The sequence below is a fragment of the Cyanobium sp. Maggiore-St4-Cus genome, from assembly GCF_024345615.1.
GTDB classification, from domain to species: Bacteria; Cyanobacteriota; Cyanobacteriia; order PCC-6307; family Cyanobiaceae; genus Cyanobium_A; species Cyanobium_A usitatum.
In genome coordinates, this window is the sequence record NZ_JAGQBL010000001.1 from 104,139 (window position 1) to 118,461 (window position 14,323).

Annotated in this window: 19 protein-coding genes; 11 read left to right on the forward strand and 8 right to left on the reverse strand. The window is 62.3% G+C overall.

Annotated features, from left to right (window positions below; all coding sequences use genetic code 11):
* From KBY99_RS00585 to KBY99_RS00600, 4 genes are all read right to left on the reverse strand, one after another.
* The gene (locus KBY99_RS00585) at positions 1–384 is read right to left on the reverse strand and encodes a hypothetical protein (RefSeq protein ID WP_254996703.1); all 384 of its coding nucleotides are present in this window, start codon (positions 382–384) and stop codon (positions 1–3) included.
* A 104-nt stretch (positions 385–488) separates the two neighbouring features.
* Positions 489–1,181: a PD-(D/E)XK nuclease family protein gene (locus KBY99_RS00590; protein WP_254996705.1), complete on the reverse strand. Its 693-nt coding sequence runs from the start codon at positions 1,179–1,181 to the stop codon at positions 489–491.
* Positions 1,182–1,468: 287 nt separating this feature from the next.
* The gene (locus KBY99_RS00595; RefSeq protein WP_254996706.1) at positions 1,469–4,096 is read right to left on the reverse strand and encodes a primase-helicase zinc-binding domain-containing protein; all 2,628 of its coding nucleotides are present in this window, start codon (positions 4,094–4,096) and stop codon (positions 1,469–1,471) included.
* Positions 4,097–4,106: 10 nt separating this feature from the next.
* Positions 4,107–4,310 carry a ribbon-helix-helix domain-containing protein gene (locus KBY99_RS00600; RefSeq protein ID WP_254996707.1) on the reverse strand — a complete coding sequence of 68 codons (204 nt, stop codon included), beginning with the start codon at positions 4,308–4,310 and terminating at the stop codon, positions 4,107–4,109.
* A gap of 106 nt (positions 4,311–4,416) precedes the next feature.
* On the opposite strand from KBY99_RS00600, the gene KBY99_RS00605 reads away from it, so the two are divergent.
* The gene (locus KBY99_RS00605) at positions 4,417–5,841 is read left to right on the forward strand and encodes a DEAD/DEAH box helicase (protein WP_254996708.1); all 1,425 of its coding nucleotides are present in this window, start codon (positions 4,417–4,419) and stop codon (positions 5,839–5,841) included.
* On the opposite strand, the gene KBY99_RS00610 is transcribed toward KBY99_RS00605, so the two are convergent.
* Both KBY99_RS00610 and KBY99_RS00615 read right to left on the reverse strand, forming a co-directional pair.
* Entirely contained in the window at positions 5,838–6,284 is a 447-nt protein-coding gene (locus tag KBY99_RS00610) for a type II toxin-antitoxin system VapC family toxin (RefSeq protein WP_254996709.1), read from the reverse strand. The genes KBY99_RS00605 and KBY99_RS00610 overlap by 4 nt on opposite strands.
* Positions 6,284–6,520 (reverse strand): type II toxin-antitoxin system Phd/YefM family antitoxin, encoded by a 237-nt coding sequence (locus KBY99_RS00615; protein WP_254931000.1) that lies wholly within the window; start codon positions 6,518–6,520, stop codon positions 6,284–6,286. The genes KBY99_RS00610 and KBY99_RS00615 overlap by 1 nt, the downstream gene beginning before the upstream one ends.
* 60 nt (positions 6,521–6,580) lie before the next feature.
* Here KBY99_RS00615 and KBY99_RS00620 point away from each other — a divergent pair, with 60 nt between their 5' ends.
* From KBY99_RS00620 to KBY99_RS00665, 10 genes are all read left to right on the forward strand, one after another.
* Positions 6,581–6,958: a VRR-NUC domain-containing protein gene (locus KBY99_RS00620; RefSeq protein WP_254996710.1), complete on the forward strand. Its 378-nt coding sequence runs from the start codon at positions 6,581–6,583 to the stop codon at positions 6,956–6,958.
* Positions 6,955–7,134: a hypothetical protein gene (locus KBY99_RS00625; RefSeq protein WP_254996711.1), complete on the forward strand. Its 180-nt coding sequence runs from the start codon at positions 6,955–6,957 to the stop codon at positions 7,132–7,134. Before KBY99_RS00620 ends, KBY99_RS00625 begins: the two co-directional genes overlap by 4 nt.
* A 43-nt stretch (positions 7,135–7,177) precedes the next feature.
* A complete protein-coding gene (locus KBY99_RS00630; protein ID WP_254996712.1) occupies positions 7,178–7,873 on the forward strand; it encodes an XRE family transcriptional regulator in 696 nt (231 codons plus the stop codon).
* Between the two features lie 125 nt (positions 7,874–7,998).
* Positions 7,999–8,724 (forward strand): hypothetical protein, encoded by a 726-nt coding sequence (locus tag KBY99_RS00635; RefSeq protein WP_254996713.1) that lies wholly within the window; start codon positions 7,999–8,001, stop codon positions 8,722–8,724.
* Positions 8,721–8,957 carry a hypothetical protein gene (locus KBY99_RS00640; RefSeq protein ID WP_197163991.1) on the forward strand — a complete coding sequence of 79 codons (237 nt, stop codon included), beginning with the start codon at positions 8,721–8,723 and terminating at the stop codon, positions 8,955–8,957. Before KBY99_RS00635 ends, KBY99_RS00640 begins: the two co-directional genes overlap by 4 nt.
* Entirely contained in the window at positions 8,950–9,531 is a 582-nt protein-coding gene (locus tag KBY99_RS00645) for a hypothetical protein (protein WP_254996714.1), read from the forward strand. Before KBY99_RS00640 ends, KBY99_RS00645 begins: the two co-directional genes overlap by 8 nt.
* On the forward strand, positions 9,531–9,818 hold the full coding sequence (locus tag KBY99_RS00650; protein WP_254996716.1) for a hypothetical protein: 288 nt from the start codon (positions 9,531–9,533) through the stop codon (positions 9,816–9,818). Before KBY99_RS00645 ends, KBY99_RS00650 begins: the two co-directional genes overlap by 1 nt.
* Positions 9,815–10,585: a Bro-N domain-containing protein gene (locus KBY99_RS00655; protein WP_254996717.1), complete on the forward strand. Its 771-nt coding sequence runs from the start codon at positions 9,815–9,817 to the stop codon at positions 10,583–10,585. Before KBY99_RS00650 ends, KBY99_RS00655 begins: the two co-directional genes overlap by 4 nt.
* Entirely contained in the window at positions 10,585–10,830 is a 246-nt protein-coding gene (locus KBY99_RS00660) for a helix-turn-helix domain-containing protein (RefSeq protein WP_254996718.1), read from the forward strand. Before KBY99_RS00655 ends, KBY99_RS00660 begins: the two co-directional genes overlap by 1 nt.
* Positions 10,831–10,989: 159 nt before the next feature.
* Positions 10,990–11,910 carry a hypothetical protein gene (locus tag KBY99_RS00665; RefSeq protein ID WP_254996719.1) on the forward strand — a complete coding sequence of 307 codons (921 nt, stop codon included), beginning with the start codon at positions 10,990–10,992 and terminating at the stop codon, positions 11,908–11,910.
* 268 nt (positions 11,911–12,178) lie between these two features.
* On the opposite strand, the gene KBY99_RS00670 is transcribed toward KBY99_RS00665, so the two are convergent.
* Together KBY99_RS00670 and KBY99_RS00675 are read right to left on the reverse strand one after the other, a co-directional pair.
* Complete coding sequence (locus KBY99_RS00670) at positions 12,179–13,300, reverse strand: hypothetical protein (protein ID WP_254996721.1); 1,122 nt, start codon at positions 13,298–13,300, stop codon at positions 12,179–12,181.
* The gene (locus tag KBY99_RS00675) at positions 13,297–14,289 is read right to left on the reverse strand and encodes a TRAFAC clade GTPase domain-containing protein (RefSeq protein WP_254996723.1); all 993 of its coding nucleotides are present in this window, start codon (positions 14,287–14,289) and stop codon (positions 13,297–13,299) included. The genes KBY99_RS00670 and KBY99_RS00675 overlap by 4 nt, the downstream gene beginning before the upstream one ends.
* Positions 14,290–14,323 lie beyond the last annotated feature (34 nt).

Below are 14,323 nucleotides of genomic sequence, written 5' to 3' on the forward strand. Positions count from 1 at the left end.
TCAGAACGGCAGGGGCTGGGTTCTCGGGGGGCGGATGGTCCAGAAGGGCTTGCCGCGCTTCTCTGTGGCGCTGCCCTGCTGGATCGCCGCTTCTTTGGCGGCCTTGAGCTGCTGCTCGATCTGCTGCACCTCCGGTGGGAACTCGTAGCTCAGGCGCCCGGTGCTGTGGGCAAAGGCCCAGTCGTTGTGGGAGAAGGAGGGATCCAGCTGGCCGCTGGCCATCGCCGTGTTGAGGGCCTCCAGGAGTCGCTCGAGCTGCTGCTCCAGCTCCTTCTGTTGCGCCTTGATCGCGGTGACCGCGTCCAGCAGATCATCGAGATCAGCCTCAGTTACCGCATCGGCGGCCGGTGTTGGGGGAGCAGCAGCAAGCAGGAGGTCCGCCATCGAGGAACATCAAAACAGTCGCCCGGATGATTCCGAGTCTGCTGAGTCTAGCGGCCAGCATCTACAAGCCAGATTGCTGAGTTAGCTCACATTGATCCTGGCTCTCAGAAGGGCCTGCGGGCGGAGCAATAGCAGCTCCAGGCGGCGGCCCAGGCGCTCAGGCACTTCTCACGGCTGTAGAAGGTGCTGCAAAAGGCCTCGCCGGGCTTGCTCCAGATCGTCTGACCAAGCTCGTAGTGGTTCCCCTGGGCTGCTTCCAGCACCATGTAGCCGCCGAGCTGGGCTGCGGTGGAATAGGGCCGGCCGTGGGCCGAGAGGGTCTTGAGGTCGTAAAGCACCCGTACCTCGTGGCCCCGGCGCTCACTCAGGGCCCGTGAGACGTAGGCGCCGTCAAAGGCCCCCGCCACGTTGCGGGTCAGACAGCAGCTGAGCCGTTCGCTGGCGATCACCCGCACCTCATCCCAGAGCGGCAGCTGCAGCAGCGGCAGGATCCAGTCCCGGTACTGGTGATGGCCGGGCATGATCTCGGCGTCCAGCAGAGCTTCTCTGGCGCTCTTGCCCGCCAAGAAGCGGGCCTGGCTGTAGTGCTCAAGAGCCGAGTGCACGGTGGTGCCACGCGGCTCCCAGATCGACCGCTTGGCCTCGATCGAGCGCTTGGCGTAGTCGCTCAGCCCATGGGCCAGCACCCCGGTGATCGACACCGGGAACAGGTGATCACCGAGCCAGTACCGGTGGGCTGCCTCATCCCGCCAAAGGCCGGGGATGGGGTCAAGCCAGGTGGATGTGGTGATAGTCATGGCCGTTTCAGTTGTGACGCGGTGTGACGGTGGGCGTAACAGCCGAGATCGCCTGCCTGTAGTGGCTTCTGGGGGTGCCTGTAACGATGTAACCCTTTTTCAGATATAGAGGCATTAGCAAGCAGCAGCGTCTGGTTGAGAAGGTGTCAATTCGTCTTTGAATTCATAGGGTGCTCTATGTGCTCCCTGAAGCGTTACATCGTTACGGAAGCCCAGATCGCTTGCGGTGCATGGGGTCTGGGCGTTACCGCTGCTGTTATGTCTGGCCGTTTTGTAACGGCTGCTGGTTACAGCACGCTCAGGGGAATGGCGACTGCACGGCTGACCATGCCGGCGCCACAGAAGCGCACCGGTCCTGCCCGTTGCGCACCGCCCAAGCGCAACAGCACCACAGGCCAGCTGTTCTGCCAGGCGGTATCGACGAGGAAGTGCTCAATCGCCTTGGCGGTGTTACTCACCAGCAGGCGGTCCTGATCCAGCCGCAGTCCATGGCGCCCCAGGGTCTGGGTGGCTAAGCCCGCGCTGACGTGGAGGCAGGTGCTGTGGCAGGCCGCCAGCTCTACCAGTTCACCGATCGTGCGGGTGACGGGCTTGTCGTCGGTCTCCACCCGCACCTGGCGCTGCAGGATCGTCTGGATGCAGCGGGCCTCGTCCGGGACTTCGGTGCTCTGGCTGTAGCTCTCCCAGTTGTGGCAGGCAATGCAGTGCTCGGCCTCCTCCTGGGTGGGGACGGAATCACTGAGCAGCGACCAGGCGCCGGCCATCAAGGTGCCGTACTGATCACCCAGGCGCTGGGAGTCGAAGTGGCGTGCGGCGGCAGAGGAGAAGACCACCACCGATTGGCGGATCACCGGGATCAGCGAGACGGTGCGAGCGATCAGCCGCCGCGCCAGCTCAGGGGTGACGTGGTGCTCGAGATCGCGATCGAGATTCTGCCAATGGGCTTCTCGTTCCTCCTTGCCCATCTCGTTGGGGCTGCGCAGGGTCAGCTGCGCGAAGCGGCTCTTGTCGGCGCCCTGCTTGAGGGCGGTGGCGATCGATGACATCAGAAACATCGAGCGCACCCGGAAGCGGCTGACATCCCCACTGGGTGAGCCCTTGAGCATCTCGGCGCTGCTCTCGCTGCTGGCAACCCGTGCCAGCGAGAGGATCGCCTGCATCCGCTGCTGGTCGCCCTTCTCGTTGCTCTCGGCCTCATCAAAGACCACCGGCACGGCATCCGAGCAGATGGTCTGACGCAGGCCCGCCTCGGTCGTGGCGCCGACTACCACCAGGCTCAGGTCGCCGAGCAGCGTTGCCACGAAGCGATCGAGGATCTGGCTCTTGCCCGAGCCGGCGCCGGCAGTGAGCCAGATATGGGGCCGCCAGCGCAGGGCGCCGCAGATCGGAGCCAGCACCACCCAGCCGAGCAGGAGGGTGCCTGAGGCCGGCACCTCCCAGCGGAAGCGGTTGGCGATGCCCACGATCATTCCGGCCTCCGCGACGCTCAGGGGCTCCACTGCGCAGGGGCCCTCCAGGCGCTTGAGGCGCTGGTAGATGTGCCGCGAGCGAAAGGGTTTGGTGATCGGGTGCTCCCCATCGGGGGTGATCAAGCGATCACCGAGGTGCAGCACGGTGCGGCCCTCATCCCACCAGGCCCCGCGGCCGCGGATGCGCTCCACCGCAAAGATCCCCATCGCGGCGGAGCTCTTGTGCAGATCGCTGGCCGCCGCCGGCCAGTTCACCCCCGTGCGGCTGGGGTAGAGGCTTTCCCAGTACTCCAGCGGCGCCAACGCCACCAGGTGGGTGGCGGTGTGGCAGCCGCGGGGCAGGCGGATCACCTGGCCGGTGCTCGAGGGTTGGTAAAAGTTCGCGTCGGCGTCGTAGCCGAGGCAGAGGAAAGGGGCTGCTGGCCTGGAGGCCGCTGCATGGGCTGGCGGTGGTGGAGCCCCATCGCCGCTGCCGCCATCGCATCCGGCGTCAGGCGCCGTCCATGGCTGAACCGCTTTGGCTAGCTGCCGTGCGGCCTGCCGAGGCGTCCAGTCGGCGTCGGCCAGGTCCCAGCCTTGCGGCAGGTCCGCCGGCAGAGCCACCAGCTGCAGCTGGCAGTCGAGGGGATGCAGCAGGGCGGTCAGGTTCTCCATTGCCGCTAGGCCGGCGGCATCGGCATCGGGCCAGAGCGTCACCGAGCGGCCGGCCAGTGGCGTCCAGTCCGCCTTGCCGATCGCCTTGGATCCGTTGGCCCAAGTGAGCACCACGTGCTGCGGAAACAGGCGCGCGGCCGCATCGGCAGTTCCTTCTCCTTCCACCACCAGTACTGGCGCTTCTGGTCGTAGGCCAAGGCCCGGCAGGCCGTAGAGCGGCCGCGGTGCGGGCCAGTCGCAGGAGAAGGCATCGCGGCGGCTGGGGCGGTGCCAATCGCTATCCAGCCAGATGCGATGCAGGAAGGCTTTGCCGCCGCTGCGCAGCCGGATCCGCTGGATCCAGAACAGCACTTCCCCGGCGCCGTTGCGGTAGGCCCATTGGGCGGTGGCGCCGCGGTTCAACGGGGGCGGTGGGGCATCGGCGGGAGGCTTCTCGGGCATGCGCCAGGGCTTGCCGCTGAGGCTTGAAGCCTTGCCGGAACTGGTGTCCAGCCCAACGGGCACCAGGCCAAGGAAGGCCTCCACCTGCCGGGCCGCCTCCACAAAGCTCCAGGCCTGCCGGCGCATCAGCAGGTCGACGCCTGAGCCGGCACCACCGCGCTGGTCCTTGCCGCCGCACTGGTTGCAGAACCAGGAGCCGCTGCCATCTTTGTCGTCAAAGCGGTAGCGATCCTTGCCGCCGCAGAGAGGGCAGGGCTGATGGCGATCGCTCAGCTCCGCGTCGCTCAGCCCTGCTAGGGCCGCAAGGATCTCTGGCCAGCGGCCCCGAGCCGCAGCAATGGCATCGGCCATGGGATGTCGCTCACCAGCCCTGGCTAGCAAGCTCCTGGTTACCCGTAGAGCCGCGATCAGGCGCGGGAACCAGGGACTCACGGTGGATCACCGCGTCGAGCACCTGGCGCAGGGCGGCTGAGCGACTCAGGGAGCCGTGCCGACGCCGCGCATCAAGCCAGGCCAGTTGCTCTTGGGTGATCGAGACACTCACCGGCAGGGCGTAGTCAGACATGGGAACTCCGCTCGTGAACTACAGCCTAATGCTTTAGGCCAGCTCTCGCTAGGCTGAGCCAAAGAAGGATAGTGGCTAGTTACCATCCTGATCGCCTGTAATCCCAGTGGCCCCGATCGTCCTGCGCGACTACCAGCAGCAACTGCTGGCCGATCTCCGCGCCGCCCTCAAGCTCCACCGCCGGGTCTGTGCGGTCATGCCCACCGGTGCGGGCAAGGGTCAGACCATCGGCGCCATCGCCCGCGGCGCGGCCAGCAAGGGCCGGCGGGTGCTGGTGCTGGCCCACCGGGCCGAGCTGATCGAGCAGCTCACCGGCACCGTGCGTGCTTGGGGGCTTGAGCCCGATGTAATCGCTCCCGGCCACCGGATCCAGGGGCTGCAGGTGGCGGTGGGCTCGGTGCAGACCGTGGTCCGGCGGCTTGAACTGCTCCCGGCGCCAGATCTGATCATTCAGGACGAGGCCCACCACCTGGTGGCAGGCAACGTCTGGGGCCGGATCATCGAGGCCTGGCCAGGCGCCCACCTGATCGGCAAGACCGCCACCCCGGAACGCCTCGATGGCAAGGGGTTGGGCGTGGAAGCCGGCGGCTATTTCCAGGCCCTGGTGCTTGGTCCCTCAGCGACCTGGCTGGTCGAACAGGGCTGGCTGGCCCGGCCCAAGGTGTTCTCCTGGCCAGCGGCGCGAAACAGCAAACTGCAGCGCCGGCAGATGGGCGAGTTCGACCTGGAGCAGGCGGCACGCGCCTTTGGGGATCGGGCCGCCATTGGCGATGCGGTGTCGCACTACCGCCGCCGGCTATACCCGGGCACCGCCATCTGCTTTTGCTGCACCATCGAGCACGCCGAGCAGCTGGCCGCAGCTTTCTGCGCTGCAGGAATCCGGGCCGCATCGGTGAGCGGCGCCACCCCAGCTGATCAGCGCAAACGCCTGATCGCAGGTCTCGGCACCGGCGATGTGGAGGTGCTCAGCAGCTGCATGATCATTTCCGAGGGCACTGACATCCCTTCTGTGGGTGGCGCGATCCTGATGCGCCCCACCGCCAGCCTTTCCCTTTACTTGCAGATGGTCGGCCGGGCCCTGCGGCCGGCACCGGGAAAACAGGAAGCCGTGATCCTCGATCACGTCGGCAATGCCCATCGCCACGGCCTGCCCACCGATGAGCGCGAGTGGAACCTTGCCGGCCGGCGCCGACGCGAGGGGGTCTCGATTCCGATCAAGGACTGCCCGGTCTGCTTCTGCAGCTGCCCCAGCGCGGCTCAGGTCTGCCCCGACTGCGGCCATCTGTTCCTGGCTGACGAACGAGATGAGCAGCGCCGCGGACTCCAGCAGGTTGAGGGTGAACTGGTTGAAGTCACGGGCGCAGCCCGCCACCGGCCCAAACCCAAGCCCAACCAGCAACAGAGGCCCCGGCGCACGCACCCGGCAGCTGGCTGCCGGACCTTCGAGCAGCTGCTGGAGCGGGAGCAGGAGCGTGGTTACAAGCCGGGCTGGGCCAGGCATGTGTGGGCTGCCAGGCAGCGCAGCGCTTAATGCCTGACTGGCTTGCCGCCTGCTCCCAGGAGTTCAGCCTCCAGGCCCAGCTGTTGGGCCGCCGCGACAAACGGCGCATCGAGGCTGCAAAGGGTGGCGCCACGGCCGCTGGCGATTGCTAAGTGCAGGGCATCGGCCGCTCGCAGGGACGTGCTCCAGCCGCGCAAGCAGGCGTTGGCATTGCGGAAGTCCTGCGGCTCCAGTTCCAGCACCAGCAGGCCCGGCGCCAGGCTGCGCTCAAACCCCTGCAGCACCGCCTCGGCTTGCGCCTGGCTCAGTGCCTTGGTGCGCACCTTCAGGCCGAGGGCGGAATGGAGCTCGGTGACACTCCAGGAGCTGATCGCCAGCGGTGCACTGGCCTCAGCGAGAAACGCCGTTGCCGTGGCGGAGTGCGCTTCCGGCGTCAGCACCGCCAGCAACACGCAGGTGTCGATGTAGAGCATCAGGCGCCGGACTCATCCCGCAACGCCCGCATGGTCTCCACGCCGCTGGTCGGCTGCTCGGGTAACGAGCCACGCAGGGTTGCGAGCTGGGGCAGCAGATCACGCACGCTGCAGCGCGGCACCAGCTCGGCGATGGCCTTGCCGCGACGCGTGATCACCACCGCCTGTCCAGCCTCCACCGCATCCAGAAGGCTGGAGAGCTGGGTCTTGGCTTCCGCCACCGTCACCTGCACCATGGCCGTTGACCATCTGGATGACCAACTCTAGGGCGGGCTCATGGCCCGGCAACAGGAGGCATGGCCTCCTCCCCCAGCGAACACGAAATCCAGCAGCGCATCCGCCTGACCTGCGGCCGCGGGCCGGTGCGGCTCTGGCGCAACAACACCGGGGCCCTGGTCGACCAGCAGGGGCGCTTCGTGCGTTTTGGGTTGTGCAAGGGCAGCAGCGACCTGATCGGATTGCGCTCACTGGAGATCACGCCCGAGCTGGTCGGTCAGCGCATTGCCCAGTTCGTTGCCCTTGAGATCAAGACGGGCTCCGGAACCGTTAGCCCGGAGCAGCGGGCCTTTCTGCAGCTGGTGCAGCAGCTTGGCAGCTTGGGCGGGGTCTGGCGCTCGATTGCAGAGGCCCAAGCGGTCCTGGACTTGGATCCCATGGCCGGGTCGGTCCAATGAACAGGCCCGAACTCCGCAAGCAGCTGCAGGCCTTGGCCCGTCGCTATCCCGGCATCCACCCGTACACGCTGGTCCTCCGCTTCCAGGCCCAGACGGGCCGGGTTCTCACCGTTCAACAGGTCAAACAGCTCTTGGCCGAGCCAGGAAATGACCGAGACCAGCCTGCCAAGCTGTAACAAGCTTTGGCTAGCAGTGCCAAGCAGTGCTTAGGATCGGGCTATGGCACAAGCAAAGAAGCCCGTTAAGCGCACCTACCAGGCTGTCTTGGACTGGCAGGACGAGTCCCGCAGAGCCTTCGGGAAGATGCTGCTCAACTGGCGGCGCCGTAACGGCTGGACCCAGTACACCGCCTGCGAATGGGGCACAGAAGCCGAGTTTGAGGTGATTTCCTACGGGAATCTCTCGGTGATCGAGCAGGGCAAGGCCGGCGAGCTGCGCCAGAAGGCCTTCTTTCAGCTCGAGGAGCTCAACCGTCGCCTGGCGGAGAAGGACTGGGGACCGGTCAAGTCCCAGCGGTTGAAGGACCAGCTGAAGGATGCGGAGCCGCTACACGGCGATGACGGCAAGCTCTGGGATGCCGTGGACTTCTGGAGCTGCTACATCGGCTATGTGCCGGTGCCCAGGGCCTTTCAAGCAGCGCCAGCGCCGACCCTGACCTCGAAGCGCGCCGAGGAGATCTGTCAGAAATGGCGCCAGCACGTGCGCCGCGTGATCAAGGAAGGCGGCCTCGACGTCACCCTGGCCTTGGAACAGCTGGTCAAGGGTGCACCGAAGGAGCACCAGAAGCGTTTCTCAGAGGTGCTGGCCATCGACGACTACAGCTCGGTTGAGCTGGCCCAGCTCTGGGTTGATGGCGAGGATTTCCTTCCCGAGCAGTGGATCGGCGGCTGGGAGCAGAAAGCGCTCGGCGCCTGATCGGCCGCTCTGGCGGACGCAGCCAGGAACAACCCAGACGATTGCAAGCAGGGCTTGGGGTTGCGCCTAGCGTTAGCAAGCCGCTAAGTTCAGGCCAGCGGGCACAAGCCCGGCTCTCTGATGTCATGACCCAATCCCCCGCACGCGCAGGCGTGCCAACCGACGCTCTTGAACTGCTCGACGAAAAGGGCAGTGCCGAGCGAGCTCTCACCATCGCCCTGGCCTCCTTTCAGGAGCAGGTGCAGGCCGTTCCATCCCTTGACCTGGCTGCTGTGGTCGAAGCAGCCAGACCGGCCTTTGCATTAGGCATTGCCTTCTGCGCCCAGCTGGTCGACATCCGCGGCCGCCACAAGTTGCGGGTCACCGTGATGCATGCCGGCGGTGCTGAGGTCACCAGCGAGGAGTGGGCCGATGAGGTCGATGACTTGCTGCGGGCCTCTGGCTGGATGCTGGCCATGCTGCTGGGCATCCCTTTGGCCAAACAGGCTCAGCCTGTAGAGCCTGAGAAGAAAGGGGCCAATAGCCTCGCATCTATCGGGATTGCTGGTGCTCCTGCTGGGCCTGAGCCCAGCAGGGAGAAAGAGGCTGCCCTAGTGGTTGACCTCGATGTCGCTCTGGAGCCGCTCACGCCCCAGGAGATCGAGGCCACCCACCAGCGGATCCTCGCCCTGCCCCAGGCCGCGCGCCAGGAGCTGACCAAGACGTTCCGCGAGCACTTCCAGGTGCCGCGCAATGCCCGCTCCATCGGTGATCGCATCACCCAGCACCAGCACGCCGCCTTCGTCGATCACTTCCTTGAGGAGTGCGAAGAACAAGGCCTCGATGCCGCCGCGGCGCCGACCGAGCCATGAGCAGCCGGCGTCGATACGGCGAGCAGCCCCGCTCAGTGGCTGGTCGCCACTTCATCCAAACCCAGGTGCGCACAGATGTGTACCTGCGCGTCCGCGAGGTGATGGAGCGCCACAACCTCTCGGCCAGCGGAGCAGTGCATCACCTGCTGCGCGAGCGCTTTGGCCTGCCGCCCCTTCCCCCTTTCGATCAACAGCCCATTTCCACCGTTCACCCCGATTCAACCCATGGCTAAGGACATCTTTCGCAGCCCGCTCGCCGAGGTGCGCTGGGCCCACCTGATCACTCCACGTCACCAGCTCGACAAGAGCAAGCCCAAGGCCTGGACTGCCGATCTGCTGCTGCCCAACAGCGACGAAAAGGCCCAGTCTTTCCTGCTAGCGATGGAAGACCAGTTCATCGCCCTGCACGGCAGCCGCAAGCGCCGCGCCGAGAAGGGCTTCCCCTGGAAAGCCGACAAGGAGAGGCCCAGCGAGATCACTGTGGTGCGTTTCAAGGTGCCGCAGTTCCAGCGGCGCGATGGCTCTCTTTCTGAGGGGCCCCGAATCGTCGATGCCAAAAAGCAGCCCTGGGATGGGGCCGCAATCGGCAACGGCTCCAAGGTGGTTGTTGCCTTCGACATCTACGACTGGGACGGGGAGAACGGCTGCGGGATGACCTTCCAGCCCCGTGCTGTTCAGGTCGTCGAGTTCGTGCCCTACGAGCAGGTGGACCCCACCGACGGGTTTGAAGAAGTCGAGGGCTACACCACGGGTGCGGGCAACGGATCCGGTTGGGCTGTTGAGGACGACGAGGAGGCCCCCTTCTGATGGGCTCACCGCACGTCCGCAGTAATGGGGCCGCCGGGCCCCGTCCCCAGTTGCCTGCCTTCTGCCGGAGCCGCCGGCCAGTCGTCACGGTCACGGCCAGCAGCATCGCCAACTTGCGCCTGCTGGTTTTGTTGGGGTTGGTGTTTCAGCTCAGCACCCTGCTGCTGGTGATCGCTGGGCCCGTGCCGCCGCAGTTGTCACCGGCCACCGTCACCAACCACTTCCGCCCCGATCCCAGCTCGGGCCTCAACAGGCCCGTCACCGTCGTACCGATTTCAGACCGATGAACAACAACACTTCTTCCCTCGTGCCCTTTGAGTACGAGGGTCGCCAGATCCGCGTCATCAGCGATGAGCTGGGTGATCCTTGGTTCGTGGCAGCTGATCTGCTTGCCTCGCTCGGCCTCGACCGCAAGGCCTTGGAGCGGCTTGATGACGATGAGAAGGGTGTGAGTTCAATTCACACCCCTGGGGGTGAGCAAGTCATGACGACAGTGAATGAGCCAGGGATGTACAACCTGGTGCTGGGTAGCCGCAAGAAAGAGGCTCACCGGTTCAAGCGCTGGGTCACTCACGAGGTGCTCCCGACAATCCGGCAGAGAGGGAGCTACACCGTCCCAGGTGCCCTGCCTACTCCGGCATCCTTGTCCTCAGAGAAGCAGGACAGCGTCGGTGCTCTTCTGCTGGTTGGTCAAGCCATCGCACGGCTCCCTGGCGTGAAGGCCGGCATCGCCATGGCTGCCACCCTCAACTGCATTCAGGAAAACACCGGCTTGGCGGTGGAGACCCTGCGCCGTGCCTTGCCGGCTGCCGAGGAGCCCATCTGTTCGCTGAATGCCACTCAACTGGGTAGGAGGGTGGGCATGTCGGCCCGGGTGATGAACCAGCACCTGGCGGCATGTGGGTTGCAGACCCGCAATGCTCGCGACGAGTGGGAGCTGACGCAGCGGGGTAAGGATTGGGCCGAAGCCATGCCCTACTGCCGCCATGGACACAGCGGCTACCAGATTCTCTGGAATCCCGATGTGGTCGACGTGCTGCGGGAGCTGGCCTAATGGAGAACCAGTCGCCCCCACCCGCATCTGGACGTCACCGAGTTTGGGTCACGACGGCAGAAGCCTCCGGTGCTCTGGGGATGAGCCGAGAGACCCTCCGCCAGCTACGGCTGCGGGGGGTGCTCCAGCCCGGCAAGCACTACCGCCGCTGGGGCTGTACCCAGGGCCGGGGGCCACTGCAGTGGCACATAGAGAACGTGGAGGCCACCATCACAGGGTGGAGCCGGCGGAATCTGCAGACGTGAGCAAAAAGGCACACTTCGTTACTGGTCAAAGTAGTTCAGTTAGAGCAAGGGGAGTACGAGCTGACTCCAGGTATGAACTGCCTGGTGGCCAAAACGGCCTAGCCGCTGGGGTTCTCGTAGTAGGAGGTAAAATTAAAGCGAGGCTTAAGTTTCGGCATTGTGGCTGACCTTTCAAAACTCACCGGCATTGGGCTGGCAGCAGGGGTTACCGCAGCTAGGAAGATGCGGCAGGGATTAGACAAGAGCGGTCAAGCACTTGCCATCGCAGCTGGATCAGTCGCGGCCTCGCTGAGCGAGCTGAATAACTTCGCTCTCGATCCCCAACTGGTGAGTCGAATCACCTCAGCGGCATCAAACCATGGAGTTGCGATTGCTGATCTCGTCGCAAAACTCCCCGGCGAGCTTGAAAACTACGGCACAACGGCTGTGGATGCCTTCCTGAAGGGAGGCAATGCCAGAGGCAAGGAGTGGTCACACATCCAGAGCCAGTCCAATGCGCCCCATCTCGCATCGAATCCAGCAAATGCGATCTGGGAAGACGGCACCATCAACAACACCCGAAACTCGGTAGATATGTCGTGGCACGAGCGAGCTCATGCCAGCGTTGATAACCATATTGATGGTTTGCTTGCAGCTGCCCAGACACCTGAGTTTTGGCAGCGAACACTGGGTAATGCGGTGGAAGCCAGCGTCTACTCAGCTGCCATCGCGGCAGTTGATCAACTTCTCACTCATCGCGACGAACTGATCAATGGCAGTCCACAGGTAAGAAAGGATCGACTGATTCAGATTTTGCAGACCAGTGGCTTAATGGCAGCTGGGGCCCTGCCGGTCTCCGTTTTCTTGGCAATTGCACTGATGCTGGTGCCTGGTCTCACCTTTGTAATGGGTCCTCTGGGCATCCTTGGCACGGCTGGTCTTGGAATCCGGTTGCTTTCCTCCGCGATACGTAATCCCAGCAGGCAGGAGCGGGAGATGACCCAACAGCTCCGGAACGTACTTCAAGAAAAGCTTTATTCCATCCAGCGAGATCACAGCGGTAACGTCACCATCACAGTGCGGTCTCAGGACGCGGGTTGAATAATGATCAGAGAACGCTGGCGTTAACTGATCTTCCAATCGCCCGTTTTGTATACAGCTCAAACATCCTCTCTGTATGCACATGCTCCCATAGTCTAGGGAGCAATAAGAGCGGTCAAGTAACCTATGAATCGATTTTAGATCAGATCATGGGAATTGGGATCGTAACGCCCCCCTGCCAAACTTACGCCACTTCAAGACCCTAAGGTCACGATCAAGGTGTGGAGCAATCAGGATTTTTGTCAGTGATCACTTGGCTCGACCTTAGTTAACCCCGAATAGAGATTAGGACCAACGACGGAGGGGGGCTGCCAATTCCTTCCACGATCTCAGGAATTCCCTCATCTCCAACCAGTAATCCCAATGCAACCGAACGTGACTCACTGGCAGCTCTGAAGATTCCAGCGATTATCGTTTCCAAAGTTTCGATTTCAGCCCCACAAGAGCATCGTAGCAAGGTCCATTCAGATTCCACTGGTGCTGGGCCTGAAACTGGTTTCGTAGAACCAGCAGACTTACTTGATTTTCGACCGGAGAGTGGATTGCTCCATTTAAAATCGCTTAAAAATGAGTTGACCCTTTTGAGTGGCGCAAAGAGGCGTGAGGTTCGCGCCTCGCCAATTAGCTCTGTTAGCCCGTCCTCCATCCCTATCGCAGCATTCTCGGCCTCCTGAACAAGAGCATCCATCAAGGGGATGCTGGAGTCGCAGCGAGAATTAGCAGGACTTTTCGCATTGCTGGGATCAGAGCATGCCTCTACTTGACCTTTTCTATTCAAAGGCACTGCTTTGTATGTAATGCCAGCGTGAGTAAGTAGCCTGCCCATGTAATCGGAGACGCCAAAGCCCGACTTGCTTGGTCCATTTGACCTCGCACTGCTAGTTGGCGAGACTAAACCAGCGTAGAAAGTGTCAACATCCGAAAAAGGATATAGATCTCTCTCGAAGTCTTCTAAGTTGGCGAAGTCGTCAAATGTTGCTCTTGTGTTAGATGCGGCCTGTGCAAAGCCGGTCGCAATCGCCTCACTTTCTAAGAGGCTCGACTGGTCAAGCGCGGCATCGCCGGACAATGATGTAATAAAAGCGACGGAGTCAAAGATGATTCGGCCTGTGAAGTCTCTCCTATTAGCAGAGGAAATCCCTTTCAGTGAGATTGCGCAGACTGCCTTGCGTTCATTTTCGCTTTTGGTAATCCATATCGAGAAGGAGCGTGCTCTATTGCCAAGAAGAAGGGTTTCTTTTGTGTACTTTGAAGAAAATGGCACTTCTCTAGTCAGTACGTCCTCTGGCCGAGCAGTGCATTCATCCCAAGCATGCCCTTGCTTTTGGAAGCCATAGACTTTGTAATCCTGGGCAAAAGCGCCGGCGGTATTGACGAACAAATAGTTCATGTGCCCGGCCTCAGTGAAAGATGGGCATTTGAATCGCTGGCACGCCCTGCCAGATCTCTAATATGCATGAGAAGTCCCTTAAGGTCATCATCCCGACCAAGAAAGTCCCTAGCCCAATTCAGACCCTCATAGGAAGACCGTCTCTCCGCAAGACTCGTGAAGATTGCGGAGTCAAGGATAAGTTTTAAGGGAAGGGCCGTGTTTCGCGGGGAGTGGACGGCGCTCTCAGAGATTTTGTTAAAATGATATCTGGGATATTCCTGCCCTGACGCAGTCATGACTGGTTCGAGCCTATCGAGGACGATAGAACCAAGTGTTTCTACTAAGCAAATATCTGCCGAACTCTGAGGGTAGCTGCCTTGTATATCCAAGAAGAGATTGCTGTAGCCCTTCTGTACCGCCCTGAAGACCTCTTGGCTTCTCCCTTCCTTGACATACTTTTCGCATTTGATAACTACGAATAGGACTTTGGCCCCTCTCGGGTCAGACCTAAGGCGGTTGTGAAGCATGTACTGGATTGGATATGGATAGTTTCTGATTGCGTGGAATCTTCCGTCATGCTCAAGCAGGGCGGGCGCATCAACTATCACGAAGAAGTAATGGGCGTCATTGATTCTCGACTGGAACGCTTCGGCTTCGACGCCTGTTGAAGATTCAGGATTAAGCAGTCCGCCAGGATAGTCCCAGAAATTAATCTTCAGATGAGCATTGGCGTGATTCTGGGTATAGAGCTGTATTGACAGCGCTCTTGGCGTGTCAGTTCCAGCGATTCCAGGACTAACTGAAAGTCCGGGCGAATCGTACATTCGCCGTAGCTCTCCGGCTGCATGGCCGAGGTAGACTCTAGTTGAATGTTCATACCGGAAGGAACCCTTGGAGCGCTCAATAGCACTGCCAAGCTGATCCCACATCACAGCAAGAAGCGTTGTTTTGCCCGCCCCACGCGAGCCAAGCATCAAGACATTGAAGTCGGTTGTGGTAGTCGGCATGCTGACTGCGTGACTGGGCAAGGCTGTGCTCGCC